The organism is Prochlorococcus sp. MIT 0603 (genome assembly GCF_000760215.1).
Lineage (GTDB): Bacteria > Cyanobacteriota > Cyanobacteriia > PCC-6307 > Cyanobiaceae > Prochlorococcus_E.
In genome coordinates, this window is the sequence record NZ_JNAW01000001.1 from 69626 (window position 1) to 87238 (window position 17613).

A 17613-nucleotide genomic window follows, 5' to 3' on the forward strand; every position below is an offset into this window, starting at 1 on the left:
TTTTACCTATTTTATGAACTAATTAGCTGATTTGTTCGATGAACTTTAAGGATAGAGATTCTAATTTCTCATCAATTCATAGTATGAAGTTAGATGCAGGAAGTGTTTTTGCCTCCAGACCCAAGCTCAAGGAGATAAAATTACGTGATGGTTTTGTTTTGTGGTTAGAGCAAAGGTCTGATGAGGGTGGTAGAACAACAGCACTTATCAGACCCTTAGGTAACAGTAATTTATCAGCTCAGGAATTAACGTCTTTTCCATGTGATGTTCGTACTCGTATTCATGGGTATGGCGGCGGCGCATTTGCATCTGCAATTTCTGAGGAGCAACTCTGGTTGGCTTGGGTGGATGACACGAATGCTTCTGTGTGGACTCAATGTTGGAAATTAAATAATTCTTCCAATCAAGAAAAGACTTATTTTAGTCCAGTTAATCAATCAATTTGTCTTTCTAGAACAGCTAATGTTTGTTTTGGAGATGGTTTGATTGATCTAAAACGAATGATATGGATAGGCATTATGGAAAAAGAAAAGAAAGATTATTTAGTCACATTTTCATTATTTGATCAATCACAAGATCCAAACATTATTTATCAAGCGAAAGATTTTATTGGATATCCAACATTATCTCCTAATTCTGAGAAATTAGCTTGGGTTGAGTGGCAAAGTCTTTCAATGCCATGGGATCAAAGTAAGCTTTTAGTAGGCTCTTTATCCAATAGAGATAAACTAATTTCAATTAATACTTTGCTTGGTGATTCATCTGATATACCTGTTTCAGTGTTTCAACCAACTTGGTTCAATAATAATAAAATTTTGATTTCCGAAGACGAAAGTGGTTGGTGGAATCTAAAACTTATTGAACTTTGTATAACGAATAATTTAATAAAGAATAGTAAAAATATTCATAGAATAGAAGCGGAATTTGCTTTACCTCAATGGGTTGCTGGAATGTCTACTATTTCTGTTTATGATGAAAAGATTGTAGCTTTAAGTTGTAAAGATTCTATGTGGAGACTTAATATAATAACTGAGGACTCAAGTCTAAAAAATATAGATATTCCTTTTGATGATTTGTCTTACTTAGATTCAGATAATGATTATGCAGTTATGTTTGCTAGTAATTCTTATCAGGATTTCTCCATCTTAGAAGTAGATTTAAACAAAAATGTTTGGACAAATTACTTCGATAATAGCTCTCTCCCAATACTTCAAGAAAACATTAGTGTAGGCGAAAGTTTTTGGTTTAATGGCTTTAATGATCATCTAACTCATGCCTGGTACTACCCTCCTGTTTCTGGATATTCTGCGCCTAGTCCTCTTTTAGTCAAAATCCATAGTGGACCTACTTCTATGGCATCGCGAGGTTTGAATCTTGGTATTCAATTTTGGACTTCGCGAGGTTGGAGTGTAGTGGATGTTAATTATTCTGGTTCTTCTGGTTTTGGTAGAGATTATCGTGATCGTCTTAAAAGAGCTTGGGGTCATGCCGATGTCTTTGATTGTTGCGCTGCAGCATTAAAATTGGTTGAGTTAGGCAAAGTTAATGAAGAATATATTGCTATCGAAGGATCTAGTGCAGGAGGGTTTACAGCATTAGCATGCTTATCCAGTTCGAATATTTTTAAAGTAGCGGCATGTAAGTACCCTGTAACAGATTTAATTTCTATGCAGAAGAAAACCCATCGTTTCGAAGCTAGTTATTTGGACCATTTGTTGGGGACTTTCTCTGACAATAAAAGCATCTATATTGACCGCTCACCAATTAACAATATAGATAAAATTAATACTCCAATTATATTTTTTCATGGTTTAAAAGATAATGTTGTTCATTTTGAACAGGTAAATCAATTTATTTCCAGACTTAAAAATAATTCTATTGCTGTAGAGTTAAAGACTTTTCCAAACGAAGGTCATGGCTTTCATGATATTAAGGTCAAGATTGAGGCTTTAGAACTAACTGAAAAGTTCTTTTTATATCACTTAGGCATTTAAGAGTGATCTAATAAAAACTTAATACTGGATGATAGTGATTCATAAAATTCATCTATTTCTTCTTTTGTTGAAGTAAAGCTGAGACTTGCACGTGCGGAAGAATTAATCTCATAAAATGCATGAAGTGGTTGACAACAATGATGACCACTTCTAATGCAAATATTTTTGGAATCTAATAATTCAGCTATATCATTTGAATGCACATTTTCAATGTAGAAAGTAGCCAAAGGAGCTCTTTTGGGTTGTTGTTTTGGACTTGGCCCTAAAATAACAATATTATCTAGATTACTAAGCTTATCAAAAAGATATTCTGTTAACATTCTTTCATATGAGTGTATATTTTCTAAGCCAATAGACTCTAGATACAGTATTGCTGCTCCCATACCAATTGCTTCTCCTATCGCTGGAGTTCCAGCTTCAAACTTAAATGGTAAGTCTGCCCAGTCGCTTTCATATAAAGAGACATTGTTTATCATTTCACCCCCACCAATAAAAGGAGGCATTATTTCTAAGATTTCCTCTCGACCCCAAAGGAATCCGCATCCAGTTGGACCACATATCTTATGGGAAGAACCTGCAAGGAAATCTATATTTAATTCATTCACATTGATAGCTTGATGTGCAAGACTTTGGCATGCGTCGATAAGAACTATGGCTCCTACGCTATGAGCTATTTCAGTTATTGTTTTAATTGGATTACAGCTTCCTAAAGTATTACTGATATGTAATATGCTTACTATCTTAGTTTTTTCATTTACTTGCTTTCTGAAATCATTAATATCTAATTCTCCTGTTTCAGTAATTCCTATATAACGTAGCTTGCATCCTTTGCGTTTTGCTAGAAGTTGCCAAGGGACTATATTGCTATGATGTTCCATTAGGCTAATTAAGATTTCATCTCCTTCTTTTAGCTGACTGTTACCCCATGAATACGCAACCAGGTTAATTGCTTCGGTTGCATTACGGGTAAAAATAATCTCTTTACTAGAGTTTGCTTTAATGAACTTAGAAGTTATTTCTCTAGCTTGTTCAAATGCGTATGTTGCTTTTGCACTTAATTGATGAGCACCTCTATGAACATTTGCATTTTCATTGCTGTAATAATGAACTAGAGCTTCAATTACTTGTCTAGGTTTTTGACTAGTGGCTGCATGATCTAGATAAATTAAATTATGCTCTTTTTTAGAAAGTAAAGGAAAATCTTTTCTTGTTTTATGGGATAAATTCATTATTATTTTTTTAGGTAATCTAGATATCCTGATAGATGTGACCAATTAACCGCTTGCAAAGGGAGGTAAGCCAAGATATCTTTGCAAAAACCTTTCATCATTAATTGACTGGCTTTATTAGAATTAATTCCTCTACTTTGTAAGTAGAAGAGTTGCTCTTCTTCTAACTTGCTAACTGTTGCACCATGTTTACATTGAACATTATCTGCAATAATTTTTAGTTTTGGACTAGTATCAACTTTTGATTGAGGTGAAAGTAGAAGATTTTTATTTAATTGTGATGCATCAGTGTTTTGAGCAATTTTAGGCACATTAATTAATCCATTAAAGATTGAATGTGATTTATTATTGAGAATTGATTTCTGATTTTGCTCTAAGCAACCATTTGGCCCATTAAAGTTCATAATTGAAAATGTCGCTAACTCTTGATCTTCTTCACAAATCTGTAGACCATTTATTTTAGTTACTGCATTTCCATTTAATTGAATAATGCTTTTTTCTATATGGCTAAGATTCCAACCTTCTTGAAAACAACTTAGGGAATAATTACTTTTTTCTTCCTGATTTACTACAATCTTTGCTAATAATTTTGAGTGCCCTCTTCCAATAGCAAGGACCCCATGATTGACAGTTGAATTTTCTTCAATATAAATATCAATTACGTGACTATATGCTGTAAATTCAGAACCTTCTAGTATTTCTAAAAGATCTAACTTTGAATCTTTTTCGACTATTAATATAATCTTAGATGGAATTAATTCTTTTTCTTTACTGGATAGTATGATTTCTATTGATGTAAGTTCTTTCCCACTTACTTTAAGGCCAATTATGCTATTATTTATAGCTGAATTAAGATTTAGTATAAAATCATTTTTTGTTTGATCACTTTTAGACAAATATTGTTGAATTTCATTGTCATTCATTAACTTAATATTTTTTGGTAAATTATTAGACTTTAATTTCTCTTTGCAATTAATAAATAGTTGATATGAACCTCCCTTCGAATGGGAAGTTGCAGCAAGATTAATTTTATTATTATTTAATTGGACAGGAAGTTTTAAGATCTCACTCAGACGATTTAAATTTGTAAAACGCCACTCTTCAATTTTCTTTGTTGGAAAACCATTTTCTATTAATAATTTCTTTGCTTGTTTCTGAGAGTTTTTCAATACACCCTCACTTATTGGTAGAGAATCTATCCATTCATGATCAAACTTATCCTTCATTTATTTTTAATTCCTGCATAACCTGATTTTTCAAGTTCTATAGCAAGGTCAATAGTCCCTGTTTTAACTATTTTCCCTTCTTCCATAATATGAACAAAATCTGGCTTTACTTCATTTAATAGTCGTTGGTAATGTGTAATTAAAATAATGGCATTTTTCTTTGAGTGAATTTTATTTATACCTGCTGCAACTATTCTTAAGGCATCTATATCTAGACCTGAATCTGTTTCATCTAAAATTGAAATTAAAGGTTCAAGTAGTGCCATTTGAAGTATCTCATTGCGTTTTTTCTCTCCTCCAGAAAACCCTTGATTCACACCCCTTTCTAGAAAACTACTTTCCATTTTTACTATGTCTAGTTTCTTTTCTACTAATTCTTGAAATTCAAATACATCAAGCTCACTTTGTTTTAATTCCTTTCTTCGATTATTTAATGCTTCCCTAAGAAAATCTATGTTTCTTACACCTGCTATTTCTATAGGATATTGGAAACCAAGGAATATTCCTCGATTTGATCTTTCTTCTGGGTCTAGGTTGTTAATATTGATATTGTTAAATATAATTTGCCCTGATAAAATAGAATATTCAGGATGTCCTGCAATAACTTTGGATAATGTGCTTTTTCCACTGCCATTTTGTCCCATTATCGCATGGATTTCTCCTTCTTTAATGGTCAGATTTATGCCACGCAAAATATTCTCATCTTCTATTCCAACATGAAGATCTTTGATTTCTAATATGACTTCTTCTGATTTCATTTGTTATCTAATAGATTTAGTATAAGTTTGTTCACCCTACAGTTCCTTCTAATTTTAGTCCTAATAGACTATCAGCTTCTGATGCAAATTCCATAGGTAATTTATTAAAGACATCCCGACAGAAGCCACTAACTACCATTGAAATAGCTTGTTCACTTCCTATCCCGCGACTTTGTAAATAAAATAATTGATCTTCTGAAATTTTTGATGTGCTTGCCTCATGTTCTACACTGCCATCCATTTGTTTGGAATGGATATAAGGATATGTATTTGCTTCAGCATTATCTCCAATTAATAAAGAATCGCATTGGCTATAATTTTTTGCGCCAAATGCCTTGGCTCCCATATGAACTAGACCTCTATAGCTATTTTTTGAGTTGCCAGCACTTATACCTTTACTAATAATAGTTGACTTTGTATTTTTACCAATATGAATCATCTTAGTGCCAGTATCTGCTATCTGTTTGTTATTAGTTAATGCAACTGAATAAAATTCCCCAGTAGAGCCTTCACCTTCTAACACACAACTTGGATATTTCCATGTTATCGACGAACCAGTTTCTACTTGAGACCAACTGATTTTGCTTTTCTTCCCTTTGCACTGACCTCTTTTAGTTACAAAATTATAAATTCCCCCCACCCCATTTTCATCTCCGGAGTACCAATTTTGCACTGTTGAATATTTTATTGAAGAATTATCTAGTGCGACTAGTTCGACAACAGCAGCATGGAGAGTATTTGTATCAAACATTGGAGCAGTACAACCTTCTAAATAGCTCACGGATGAGTTCTCTTCTGCAATAATCAACGTTCTTTCGAATTGGCCTGTATCTCCAGAATTGATTCTGAAATATGAAGATAATTCCATAGGGCATTTTACATTTTTTGGTATATAAACAAATGACCCATCACTAAATACTGCAGAGTTTAATGCTGCAAAAAAGTTGTCATTGATAGGAACTACTTTACCTAGATATCTTTTAATTAAATCAGGGTGATTTTTAACAGCCTCACTAATTGAGCAAAATATTACACCATCTTCAGCTAGCTTTTCCTTGAAAGTTGTTGCAATTGATACGCTGTCAAATACTGCATCTACAGCAACATTAGACAGCCTTTTTTGCTCATTTAAAGGTATTCCAAGTTTATCAAAGGTTTTTAATATTTCAGGATCTACTTCATCCAGACTTTTTTTTGTTTCAATATTTTTTGGTGCCGCATAATAAATTATGTCTTGATAATTAATATCTGAATAACCTAAATCAGCCCACTTAGGCTCTTTCATCTTTTTCCATATATTAAAAGCTTTTAACCGAAAATCTAATAGAAAATCTGGCTCATCCTTTTTCTTTGATATTAACCTAATGATTTCTTCATTAATACCTTTAGGGATCTTTTCTGATTCAATCTCAGTAAGAAAACCGTAACGATATGATTGCTCCAAAACTTTGGAGACTGAAGTGCTCTTAGTCATGGCTCTTGAAAGCGCTACCCAGTGAGGGTAAAAATGACATGTATCTACTAGGTTACATCCTATACATACATGTATCCTTTTATGTCTCAAGAATCAGATGTAGATATTGATAGTCCTTTGAGCGTTGAAGAAATTGCTCTTATAGAAAACAGTGGTTTGTCTGTATCCGACAGGCATTTCCTCAAACTATTAGCGCATTGTTTGTCTTGTTTTAAAGAAATGAGTAATTTTGTAGAAAGTGGATCTTTGCCCAATGAGGCTATTCGTTTCGAATGGTTAATGATGAAATATAAGTTAAAAAGAGATCAAGCTTTTGCCTCGGTTTTGCTAGAGCAGTTTGGTTCAGCAGCATATCAATTAGAACTTTTGGCTAAACGTAACCATATCTCTCCTTTGGAATTGAAGTTAGATCACTTAATTGAATTTTTTCAGACCTCTGAGGAAGAACGAAATTAATGAGCTTGTTGTGTAAGGGCCACTTTCCAAAAATAAGAAATATCCTGTGATCCCAAAGAAAAGCTGAGCAAGCGTTTCCAGTAAATACTTTTTAGGCCTGATTTTGTTGGTAAAAAATCCTATTGGGAAATTGTTCTAAGGAATTAATTTTCCTTTGATATCAAGGCTTTTCCACCGATCTTCTTATTTTGATTCATTGATTGGTAGTCAGTAGATCCTGACCACAGCCACGAAAAACTTCCAATCGGAGGAAAATCAGAACATACTGATCCCGAACAAAAACGGAGGTTCTACAAACGTGGCCCAGGATAACGAATCATTGTCACGTTTAACCCTTCGCCAACTGCGGATTAAAGCTAGTGATTTCAAAATCCCTCTTTATAGCCGCAAGTCAAAAGCGTCTTTAATCAAAGAGATCTCTTTGTACGAAGCTAGGAAGAAAGAAGATAAGAACTTATTAGGTCTTTCTGCACTGAATCCATTCAAAGAAAAGGTTTCCAAGGCTTTTTCTTCTTCTATTAAAAACACGAGAGTGGTTTTTCTTCCAAGAGATCCAGAATGGGCATATGTGTTTTGGGAGATTTCAGAATCAGATAAGAAACGTGCTCAGTCTCAAGGTGCAAGCAGACTATGTTTAAGGTTGTCTGACGTTACCAATATGAAAAATGGTGATTCATGTTCAGGAACTCTTAGAGAAGTAACTGTGGATAGTCATAGCACCGAGTGGTATTTACCCATTCCACTTGGAGATAGAGATTACAAAGTTGAGCTTGGATATAGATTTGGTGTTCAATGGATATCCCTGGCATCTTCATCTGTCGCACGAGTACCTTCTTTACATCCAAGTGAACAAGTTCTTGATCAATTTGTTCCCTTTAGCTTGGAATCAAATATTAATAATAATGATGATGTGATTGATCAAGATAGGGGTTTTCCATCTGATCAAAAAGACAGTGGTTTACATGAACGTTTATATCAAACAGCTACAACAAACTTCCGTAAGTCACGTATTGGATCAGAAGAATTCCAGGAAAGGGTGTCTTCAGGAGATATCTTCGAGGGTGTTAATGATTCTGGTGCTGGTTTTTGGGCCAGTGGCAGGAATGAATCTGGTATTGGCGCTTTGGAACCAAGAGAGCGTTCTTTTTGGTTGATTGCCGATGCTGAATTAATTGTTTATGGATCTACAGACCCTTCAGCAAAATTAAAAATAGGTGGTGAAGAGATACCTTTAGCTGCAGATGGAACTTTTAGATTACAAGTGCCTTTTAGAGATGGTGTTCAGAATTATCTTATTGAGGCTACTGACTCTGCTGGTGATCAGAAACGCAACATTAGTATGAAGTTCGAACGTATTACTCCTCAAGACAATACGAACCCAATAGACAAAGCGAAGTCAGAATGGTTTTAACTTCTCCAACTGACTAATATGACTCGTTGGTTTGTTGCAACAACTCCTATTGCAGGTGCATTGATTTTTCCTATTTTGGTTCCTATTGTTATCAGTCGTTTAGGAATAAGTTATGGGGTTATTACTGCATTAGTTTTGAGTACCTTATGGTTTGTTGCGATGTTGAGCACTTCTGAGATGCCCCATTGAATTTATAGATGAGTACATCTTACTTTTCCATGTGTTTATTTTTAGGATGATTTTTAACTAATGCCTCTCAATGATTTCTCACCACAAGATAATGACGTAAATGTCTTGTTAAGTAAACATTTTACTGATCAAAAGCCAGGTACTTCAGGTCTTCGTAAGAGTACAAAGCATTTTCTACAACCACATTATCTGGAAAGTTTTGTAGAAGCTATTTTACAAACTTTACCTGGCATACAGGGAGGGGTTTTGATTTTAGGAGGCGATGGTCGTTTTGGTAATAGGCAGGGAATTGATGTTATTACTCGTATGGCTGCTGCTCATGGCGTACAAAAAGTAGTCACTTCCGTTGATGGGATTCTTTCTACCCCTGCGGCCTCTCATCTAATTAGATCTAGGAAGGCTGTGGGAGGAATTATTCTTTCAGCTAGTCATAATTCTGGTGGACCCAATGGGGATTTTGGGGTCAAGGTTAATGGACCTAATGGTGGGCCTGCATCAGAATCTTTAACCAATGAGATTTTTGAAAAAACAAAAACACTTCATGGTTATCGGATAGTTAAAAAACAATCAGTTTCACTGAATAATCCTGGTGAATATTCTATTGGAGCTACAAATGTAGAAGTTATTGATGGGATTGATGATTACATTGCATTAATGGAAAATATTTTTGATTTTGACAAAATTCGTTCTTTTCTAACTAAGGACTTTTTAATTGCTTTTGATGCTTTAAATGCTGTTACAGGACCTTATGCAAAGAAATTATTCGAAGATATTTTAGGGGCTCCGACTGGTACGGTTCGCAATGGCATGCCCTTAGAGGATTTTGGAGGTATGCATCCTGACCCTAATTTGACTTATGCAAAAGATTTAGCTGACTTATTGCTTTCAGGAAAAGAATATTCTTTTGGCGCAGCCTGTGATGGAGATGGAGATCGGAACATGATATTGGGCCAAGATTGTTTTGTTAATCCAAGTGATAGCCTTGCAGTATTAGTAGCTAATTCAGATTGTGTTCCTGCATATGCAAATGGTTTATTAGGCGTTGCTAGGTCAATGCCAACGAGCACAGCCGTTGATGTTGTTGCTAAAGACTTAGGGATCCCATGCTTTGAGACACCTACTGGTTGGAAATTCTTTGGAAATCTTTTGGATTCTGGTCAAATTACTTTATGTGGCGAAGAAAGTTTTGGAACAGGTAGTAATCATGTAAGGGAAAAAGATGGACTATGGGCAGTTCTTTTTTGGTTGCAAATTTTGTCTAACAAACAATGTTCTGTAAAGGAGTTAATGCAGCAGCATTGGTCTCGTTTTGGACGCCATTATTATTCTCGCCATGATTATGAATCAATCTCTCAGGAAAAAGCTACTGATTTATATAATAGGGTGGAAATGCTTTTACCTTCTCTAACTGGTAGTTCATTTGCTGGTCATACAGTCTCTCTTGCTGATAACTTTACCTATACAGACCCTGTCGATAATTCTATTACTAGTCGTCAAGGATTGAGAATTCTTTTAGATAATGGTAGCAGGGTAGTATTGCGTTTATCAGGGACAGGAACTCAAGGTGCGACTTTAAGAGTCTATTTAGAAAGTTATGTACCATCTATGGGAGATGTAAATCAAGACCCTCAAAGTGCTCTTTCTAATCTTATAGAAGCTATAGATTCCATGGCGGAAATCACAAGTAGAACTGGATTAATGCGACCTACTGTAATTACATAATTGGTTATGAAGGATTTCTTTTCTAAGTAAATTATTTTGGATCAAGATCTATTTGCTTTCCATACAAATGAAAAACTTAGGAGACATGCACCTCTCGCTGATAGATTGCGTCCGGTTGATATAACTGAATTTGTTGGGCAACATTCAATACTTGCTGAGGGAAGACTTCTAAGAAGAGCTATAGAGGCTGATAGGGTTGGTAATACCCTCCTTCATGGTCCTCCTGGAGTAGGTAAAACGACTTTAGCAAAAATCATTGCCGCACATGCTAGCGCACACTTTTGTTCTCTGAATGCAGTATTAGCAGGAGTTAAGGAGATTCGTAAAGAAGTTGAAGCTGCACATGAAAGGTTAGGTAAACATGGATTGAAAACGATTCTTTTTCTTGATGAGGTTCATCGTTTTAATAGTGCACAGCAAGATGCATTATTACCATGGGTGGAAAATGGTACTTTTACTTTGATAGGTGCAACTACAGAGAATCCATATTTTGAAGTCAATAAAGCTTTAGTAAGTCGTTCTAGAATCTTTCGCTTATCACCAATTGAATCCAAAGATTTGTATAAACTCCTTAATAGAGCTTTAACAGATAATGAAAGAGGCTTTGGACAGAAAAAGGTAAATCTGAGAAGTGAAGCAGCAGATCATTTAGTTGATGTTGCTAATGGAGATGCGCGAACCTTACTAAATGCCCTTGAATTAGCAGTTGAAAGTACTTCCCCTAATGACGAAGGTTCGGTAGATATAACTCTACAAATTGCAGAAGAATCTATTCAACAAAGAGCTATTTTATATGATAAGGGAGGTGATGCTCATTTTGACACTATTAGTGCATTTATAAAATCCCTTCGAGGTTCTGATCCAGATGCCTCTTTATTTTGGATGGCAAGGATGTTAGAAGCAGGTGAAAATCCTAGGTATATTTTTAGGAGAATGCTTATTGCAGCTTCAGAAGATATTGGTTTAGCAGATCCACAAGCAATTGTTATTGTTCAATCCTGTGCTGCGGCTTTTGATCGAGTTGGTTTACCAGAAGGACTTTATTTTCTTTCTCAGGCGGCACTGTATTTAGCATGTACTGAAAAAAGCAATAGTGTGTTAGGCATTAATAAAGCACAGCGTGTCGTGAGAGATTCTCAAAAGCAAGATGTTCCATTACATCTCCGTGATTCTCATCGAGATGGTATTCCTCAGGGAGAAGGTAATGATTACTTCTATCCCCACGATTTTCCTGGGAATTGGGTTGATCAAGATTATTTACCTGCTGAACTTTCTGGACAGAGATTTTGGGAACCAGGTTTGCATGGTTGGGAAAGTATAAGGATCAGAGCTATGGAGAAAATACAATGTATGTCAGATAAAAATGATTTGTCTCAAGAATAACTAGCGATATTAATCGCTACAAATTATAAGATTTTTTCTATTTACTATTTGATTAGAAGCTATTCCAATTACCCATGACTTGTATTGTATTAGATAGACATTAACTTCAGATTCCAATTCGTCATGTTTTGCTTTTAGAGATTGATTGTCAATATTCCACTTTGTTAGATCTTTAGAAATTGTTCCTTCCTGCCATTTAATTAGCGCTTCTTTTCTCACCCAGCTTTCTAATACTTTTAAGCGGAACTCATCTTTTTTAAAATCTTCTAGCTTTTTGTTTTCCGTTTTGGTGTAGAAACGATTTGCTATTTTTCTTGCATTAAATTGACGATCGACTCTTTCTATATCAACACCTAGCTTATTAGGTGAACATCCTATTAAAAGTGCATCATCGCAATGACTGAAACTGACATAACCTAAATTACCCCCTAAGGTTGGAGCTTCCCCAGGTAATGATTTTAATGGGATTTCTAGTGGATTGATTTTCAGAAATTCTGATAAAGCAAATCGTGTATACCCCCTGGTCAATTTGTATTGATGAGATCGTATTCCCGATAAACAATTCGCTATTTTTTCTTCATTGTCGGAGATTTTTTTTAATGGAGAATTAGTTGGAAATAGCCAAAGAGGAAGTACGCTTGTGTTCTTCATTTAAATGATTGCAATGTCTCTTTTAATTGGTCAAAAAGCACCAGATTTTAGTCTCCCTGATCAAGATGGGCAATTGATTAAACTTTCATCCTTTCAGGGTCAGAGAGTTGTTATTTACTTTTATCCGAAAGATGACACCCCAGGCTGCACAAAGGAAGCTTGTAATTTCCGAGATCGTTGGAGTGTTTTTCAAGACCATCAAATAAAATTACTTGGTATTAGTAAAGACAATGCCAAAAAGCATTCAAAGTTTATAAATAAATATCAGTTGCCTTTTAGCCTTCTTAGTGATTTGGAACCGTGTCCAGTTGCTACTGCTTATGAAAGTTATGGGTTGAAGAAATTCATGGGAAAAGAATATATGGGAATGAAGAGACAAACATATGTTGTTGATTCTCAAGGTAACTTGGAATTAATTTATTTAAAAGTTAAAGCTGCAACAATGGCCGATCAAATTCTTGCAGATTTAAGTCTTGAGTAAATTTAGCAATTGATTTTAATCATTGCTTCTAGGACTAGATTAGGGTGATGGTATACGGCTACATTACGACTTTTGAGATGGTCAAAAAGTATTTTTGAATCTCCTCCACATAACCATAAAGGCATACTTGCTTCTTTTTGAGCTTCTAAAAGTGCTCCAAGTAAGGCTTGAAAACTACCTCTTAACATTGCTTCTTCAGTAGATGAAGGGAATTGTTTGGTAGGTATATTTTGGCTTTTTACTGGACTTAGTTTTTCACTTCTATTAGACATCGCGGATCTCTGTAGTTGTAAACCGGGTATTAATTGCCCTCCTGCAAACTCTCCTTTTGCAGTAATGCGTGTCAGACTTAAAATTGTTCCTGCGTCTGCAATGAGAATTCCTTCAGAATGAAGATTTGCAGATTTTGCTTTTTGGAATGCAGCCCAGCTTGCTAACGCTCTATCAAGACCTATCCATTCAGGTAACTTTAAAAGAGGTATTTCTTCAATCTTTATACATTTATTAGGATCTAATTGACTATTTGCTGGAACTGGTCCAACTGCACCCCATTTCCAGATAAGGTCTTTATTCTCTTTGAGTTGATTGCTGTTAGGAAAAGTATCTTCAAAAATCCATTTGGCTTGTGTTTGAAATCCCCAATGCCAGCGAGTGTTTCCAATGAAGAGGCAACATTTATTTGACGTCACTTTTTGTTTCTTCCTCGTTTGTATTTGTAATGTGAATCCCACATTCTTGTTTTAATCCTCCAAAACGTGTTTTTCTTCCTGTTATTTCATCAGTATCTGGAGCGCTAGAATGCCAATCACCGACACTCGAGAAACCTTTTTCAAATAAAGGATGTTGAGGCAGATTATTTTGCTCCATATAATAAAAGATATCTTTTTGAGACCATTCAAGTATTGGTCTTAGTGACAGTCTTTCTCTTATTGGATCTAATGTACTCATAGCTTTTCTATTTTCGGTTTGCCCTCTTCTTACTCCACTTGCCCAGCAATCGATTTGATATTTTTTGAAGGCGTCTTCTAGAGGTTGAACTTTTCGAATGTCGTGATATTTCTCTAAATCTTTGATGGACTGTTTTTCCCAAAGTTTCCCATATAAAGCTTCCATTCTTGCAGGTGATAAATTGCTTTGTACTACGGTGATATCAAGTTTTAGCTGATTTGAAAGTGTCTCTGCATATTTATATGTCTCTGCTGGTAAGTATCCTGTATCCACCCAGATTATTTTTATTATATTGCTGTCATTGAGTTCATGAATCATATGAAGTAAGACTGATGATTGAATTCCAAAACTTGTTGTTATAGCTAGTTTTGACCCAAATTGTTTCACAGCCCATTCCAAACGCTTCTGAGGGGATAATTGCTCAAGATGCCTTCTGGCTTCAGTTAAAGGGATGTTTAAGAATAGACTCTCTTTCACTTTTCCCTGATGCTTTATGTTCTTATCCATTGTGGCTTTTAATTAGCGTATTTTTACTTTCCTTTAATCATTTCAAGTTATTGTTCAGATGAAGTCTAATTCTTTAAAAAGTAATGCTGTTGTTGTAGTTGGTGGTGGTTTTGGTGGCTTGACTACAGCACTCTCTTTGAGTAGTTGTAAAGGAAGGCCCACAATTATTCTCATTGAGCCTCGTTCTAGGTTTGTCTTTCTTCCATTGCTATATGAACTTTTAAGTGGAGAAATGAAAGCATGGGAAGTAGCACCTTCTTATAGCTCTTTGCTTGCTTCAAGAGGAATTGTTTTAATCAAACAGCGAATAGCAAACATTGATTTGGAGGGTGAGGTTGTCATTACTTCTTTAGGACAGGTTATTAAATATTCTCAATTAGTTATTAGTACTGGTTCAAAAGTCGATCATTTCAGTATTCCAGGAGTAGAAGAACATTGCTTAATGTTTAATAAATACGAAGATGTAATAAAAATAAAAAAATTAGTAGAGGCTTTAAATAGGTCTACTGAATCAAAAGACAATATAGTGATTGTTGGTGGGGGGGCTACAGGAGTTGAATTGGCTTGCAAGCTTTCTGATCTCTTACATGGAAATCATACAGTTCATTTAATTGAACTTGACGAAAAAGTTTTGCCTAATGGTAAGTCTTTCAATCAAGAACAAATTCAACAAGCTTTAAATAAACGGTCCATCAAACTTCATTTAAATACTCGTGTTGTAAAGATTACTGAGCATGTTGTGGAAATCGAAAATGCGAATGAGAACTACTCTAAACAATCAGATTCTTTAACCTATGCAGGTGTTATTTGGACTGCAGGTGTTAAAGCATCCGCTCCTGATGGCTTAGCCTCATCGTTATTAAAAGATGGAAGACTCTTAATTAATTCAAAATTACAGGTTTTGGGATATGACAATGTATTTTCTATTGGTGATGTCTCTTTTGATATTCGACAACCATTGATAGGGACAGCCCAAGTTGCTATGCAACAAGGTGATCATTTGGCCAAGAATTTAATTGCGTATCACCAAGGAAAAGAATTGACATCATTTAACTTTGTAGATCGTGGAGAAATGCTGAGCATGGGTATTGGGGAAGCAACAATTACCAGTATGGGCTTCACGCTTTCAGGTCCTCTTGCGTTTCAAGTGCGACGAATGGCTTATTTATCTAAGTTTCCAAACTTGTCATTGGGTATTAGGTCTGCCGGATCTTGGTTGCTAAGTTATAGAAATAAATTCATTTAATTGAGAGAATGTAGATGATGTACTAAAACTGGAATATGAGTTATCTATTTCAGCCAGTATTTATTGAATTATAAGAAAAATGCAAACAGAGAAATATGAATGAACTAAGAACTGTTCTCGAGAATCCTCAGGCGCTAATTACTTTAGCTGTTTTGTTTTTAGCTGTGGTGCTATTTATAAGTGGTTTTTTAGCCCCTGAACTTACAGGCCTATTGAGTGTAGCTTTATTAATGGCAACTGGTGTCCTTGACCCTCAAAAAGCTTTGGCAGGCTTTGGAAGTCCAGCTTTGATTACTCTGATGGGTTTATTTGCTGTTTCTGCAGCCTTGTTTAAAAGTGGTGCTTTGGATCGTTTGCGGGAGCTAATAGCCTTTGAGAGTATTAATACACCCCGCCGTTTAATTGGAGTTTTAGGACTTGTTGTGGCTCCAATATCAGGCATTGTTCCCAATACGCCTGTCGTTGCCTCACTTTTACCTGTAATAGAAGCTTGGTGTATCAAGCGAAATCTTTCTCCATCAAGAGTTTTATTGCCTTTATCTTTTGCAACTTTGCTAGGTGGGACTCTCACTCTATTGGGAAGCTCGGTTAATTTACTAGTGAGTGATATTAGTGCTCAACTTGGATATGGCTCTTTGGAACTATTTAGTTTTACTGCAATAGGGGTTCCTATTTGGTTGATTGGAACTGCTTATTTATTATTAGCTCCGCAAAATCTTTTACCTGATCGAGGAAGGGAAAAGAGTGATTTTGGTAGTAATCCTGATCAAACTGGCTACTTTACTGAGGTAAGCATTCCAATTGATTCTGAACTCGTAGGTCAATCTTTGCATAATAGTAGGCTGCAACGTCGTTTTGATGTAGATGTTTTAGAGCTTCAAAGAGGAAAAGAACGATTATTACCACCCCTTGCAGATCGTACTATTGAGCCGGGTGACAGATTGTTACTAAGAGTCACTCGCTCTGACCTCTTACGACTCCAACAAGAACATACAGTGCAACTTGCTCAGCGCAATTTAAATGAAGACTCTTTAAATCGATTGGACTGGTTTGAGGTTGAAGGACAAAAGACTGTTGAAGTTCTTCTTCCAGCGGGCTCAACTTTGGCTGGAGCTAGTTTACGAGAATTAAGATTTAGACAGCGTCATAACGCCACTGTTTTAGCCTTAAGGAGGGGCCAGCAAACTGTTCAAGAGCGATTAGGCCAGGCGATTTTGCATGAAGGGGATGTGTTGCTTTTACAAGCTCCTATTGATTCAATTCGCGGTCTTCAGGCAAGTAATGATTTGCTTGTGCTGGATCAACTTGAAAATGATCTACCAACTGTGAAGCGTAAACCAATTGCAATTGCAATTGCAATTGCAATGATTCTTTTGCCTACTTTTACTAGTTTGCCTTTAGTTTCCTCAGTTTTGATTGCTGTTGTCGCTATGGTCATGGGTGGATGTATTAGACCAGCTGAAGTCCAACGATCTATACGACTTGATGTGATTTTGCTATTGGGATCTCTTTCAAGTTTCAGTGTTGCAATGCAATCTACTGGTCTTGCAGATGCTTTTGCTAGAGGACTTGAATATTATTTAGAGGGATTGCCTACTTATGCGTCATTATTAGTTATTTTCTTTTCGACAACCTTATTTACGCAAGTGATAAGTAATGCCGCTTCTGTTGCTTTGCTCGCACCGGTTGCTGTACAACTTGCCCCAGGCATGAATCTACCTGCTTCAGCTCTTTTGTTGACTGTATTATTTGGTGCTAGTCAGTCATTCCTAACGCCTATGGGATATCAGACAAATTTAATGGTCTTTGGCCCTGGACGTTATAGGTTTCTTGATGTAACACGATATGGAGCAGGTTTAACGTTGTTAATGACTTTGACTGTACCTTTACTAATTCTCTGGCAATACTAAGGTGTTTGAATCAGACAGATAATTATGC

The 17613-nt window shown here is 35.6% G+C and carries 15 protein-coding genes and 1 pseudogene; 9 read left to right on the plus strand and 7 right to left on the minus strand.

Annotation, left to right across the window (positions count from 1 at the left end; all coding sequences use genetic code 11):
- Nucleotides 1-38 precede the first annotated feature (38 nt).
- On the plus strand, nucleotides 39-1994 hold the full coding sequence (locus EV07_RS00330) for an alpha/beta hydrolase family protein (protein WP_081936907.1): 1956 nt from the start codon (nucleotides 39-41) through the stop codon (nucleotides 1992-1994).
- Here the strand turns inward: EV07_RS00330 and EV07_RS00335 are convergent.
- The 4 genes from EV07_RS00335 to sufB are packed head-to-tail and all read right to left on the minus strand — an operon-like array spanning nucleotide 1991 to nucleotide 6681.
- Entirely contained in the window at nucleotides 1991-3223 is a 1233-nt protein-coding gene (locus tag EV07_RS00335; protein ID WP_052043811.1) for an aminotransferase class V-fold PLP-dependent enzyme, read from the minus strand. The two genes, EV07_RS00330 and EV07_RS00335, sit on opposite strands and share 4 nt — an antisense overlap.
- 2 nt (nucleotides 3224-3225) lie before the next feature.
- Nucleotides 3226-4449: a Fe-S cluster assembly protein SufD gene (sufD, locus tag EV07_RS00340; RefSeq protein ID WP_036916378.1), complete on the minus strand. Its 1224-nt coding sequence runs from the start codon at nucleotides 4447-4449 to the stop codon at nucleotides 3226-3228.
- Complete coding sequence (sufC, locus tag EV07_RS00345; RefSeq protein ID WP_036916379.1) at nucleotides 4446-5207, minus strand: Fe-S cluster assembly ATPase SufC; 762 nt, start codon at nucleotides 5205-5207, stop codon at nucleotides 4446-4448. The genes sufD and sufC overlap by 4 nt, the downstream gene beginning before the upstream one ends.
- A 31-nt stretch (nucleotides 5208-5238) precedes the next feature.
- Nucleotides 5239-6681 (minus strand): Fe-S cluster assembly protein SufB, encoded by a 1443-nt coding sequence (sufB, locus tag EV07_RS00350; protein WP_036916380.1) that lies wholly within the window; start codon nucleotides 6679-6681, stop codon nucleotides 5239-5241.
- 81 nt (nucleotides 6682-6762) lie between these two features.
- Here sufB and EV07_RS00355 point away from each other — a divergent pair, with 81 nt between their 5' ends.
- The 5 genes and pseudogenes from EV07_RS00355 to EV07_RS00375 all read left to right on the plus strand — a co-directional run.
- Nucleotides 6763-7137 carry a hypothetical protein gene (locus EV07_RS00355; RefSeq protein ID WP_036916650.1) on the plus strand — a complete coding sequence of 125 codons (375 nt, stop codon included), beginning with the start codon at nucleotides 6763-6765 and terminating at the stop codon, nucleotides 7135-7137.
- Between the two features lie 298 nt (nucleotides 7138-7435).
- Nucleotides 7436-8548 carry a DUF4912 domain-containing protein gene (locus tag EV07_RS00360; protein ID WP_036916381.1) on the plus strand — a complete coding sequence of 371 codons (1113 nt, stop codon included), beginning with the start codon at nucleotides 7436-7438 and terminating at the stop codon, nucleotides 8546-8548.
- Between the two features lie 18 nt (nucleotides 8549-8566).
- Nucleotides 8567-8737: a hypothetical protein gene (locus EV07_RS09535; protein ID WP_036916382.1), complete on the plus strand. Its 171-nt coding sequence runs from the start codon at nucleotides 8567-8569 to the stop codon at nucleotides 8735-8737.
- Nucleotides 8738-8797: 60 nt separating this feature from the next.
- The gene (locus EV07_RS00370; RefSeq protein ID WP_036916383.1) at nucleotides 8798-10459 is read left to right on the plus strand and encodes an alpha-D-glucose phosphate-specific phosphoglucomutase; all 1662 of its coding nucleotides are present in this window, start codon (nucleotides 8798-8800) and stop codon (nucleotides 10457-10459) included.
- Nucleotides 10460-10495: 36 nt separating this feature from the next.
- Nucleotides 10496-11794, plus strand: a pseudogene (locus EV07_RS00375) (AAA family ATPase); the annotation flags it as partial.
- Nucleotides 11795-11851: 57 nt separating this feature from the next.
- Here EV07_RS00375 and EV07_RS00380 read toward each other — a convergent pair.
- The gene (locus tag EV07_RS00380; RefSeq protein WP_052043810.1) at nucleotides 11852-12493 is read right to left on the minus strand and encodes a 4'-phosphopantetheinyl transferase family protein; all 642 of its coding nucleotides are present in this window, start codon (nucleotides 12491-12493) and stop codon (nucleotides 11852-11854) included.
- Nucleotides 12494-12506: 13 nt separating this feature from the next.
- On the opposite strand from EV07_RS00380, the gene bcp reads away from it, so the two are divergent.
- Nucleotides 12507-12974 (plus strand): thioredoxin-dependent thiol peroxidase, encoded by a 468-nt coding sequence (gene bcp, locus EV07_RS00385; protein WP_036916662.1) that lies wholly within the window; start codon nucleotides 12507-12509, stop codon nucleotides 12972-12974.
- A 2-nt stretch (nucleotides 12975-12976) separates the two neighbouring features.
- On the opposite strand, the gene EV07_RS00390 is transcribed toward bcp, so the two are convergent.
- Together EV07_RS00390 and EV07_RS00395 are read right to left on the minus strand one after the other, a co-directional pair.
- On the minus strand, nucleotides 12977-13663 hold the full coding sequence (locus EV07_RS00390; RefSeq protein ID WP_081936908.1) for a type III pantothenate kinase: 687 nt from the start codon (nucleotides 13661-13663) through the stop codon (nucleotides 12977-12979).
- On the minus strand, nucleotides 13650-14429 hold the full coding sequence (locus EV07_RS00395) for a phosphoadenylyl-sulfate reductase (RefSeq protein ID WP_036916386.1): 780 nt from the start codon (nucleotides 14427-14429) through the stop codon (nucleotides 13650-13652). The genes EV07_RS00390 and EV07_RS00395 overlap by 14 nt, the downstream gene beginning before the upstream one ends.
- 58 nt (nucleotides 14430-14487) lie before the next feature.
- Between EV07_RS00395 and EV07_RS00400 the strand changes: the two genes are divergently transcribed.
- Both EV07_RS00400 and EV07_RS00405 read left to right on the plus strand, forming a co-directional pair.
- The gene (locus EV07_RS00400) at nucleotides 14488-15675 is read left to right on the plus strand and encodes an NAD(P)/FAD-dependent oxidoreductase (RefSeq protein ID WP_036916387.1); all 1188 of its coding nucleotides are present in this window, start codon (nucleotides 14488-14490) and stop codon (nucleotides 15673-15675) included.
- Nucleotides 15676-15770: 95 nt separating this feature from the next.
- Nucleotides 15771-17585: an SLC13 family permease gene (locus EV07_RS00405; protein ID WP_036916388.1), complete on the plus strand. Its 1815-nt coding sequence runs from the start codon at nucleotides 15771-15773 to the stop codon at nucleotides 17583-17585.
- Nucleotides 17586-17613: the final 28 nt, after the last annotated feature.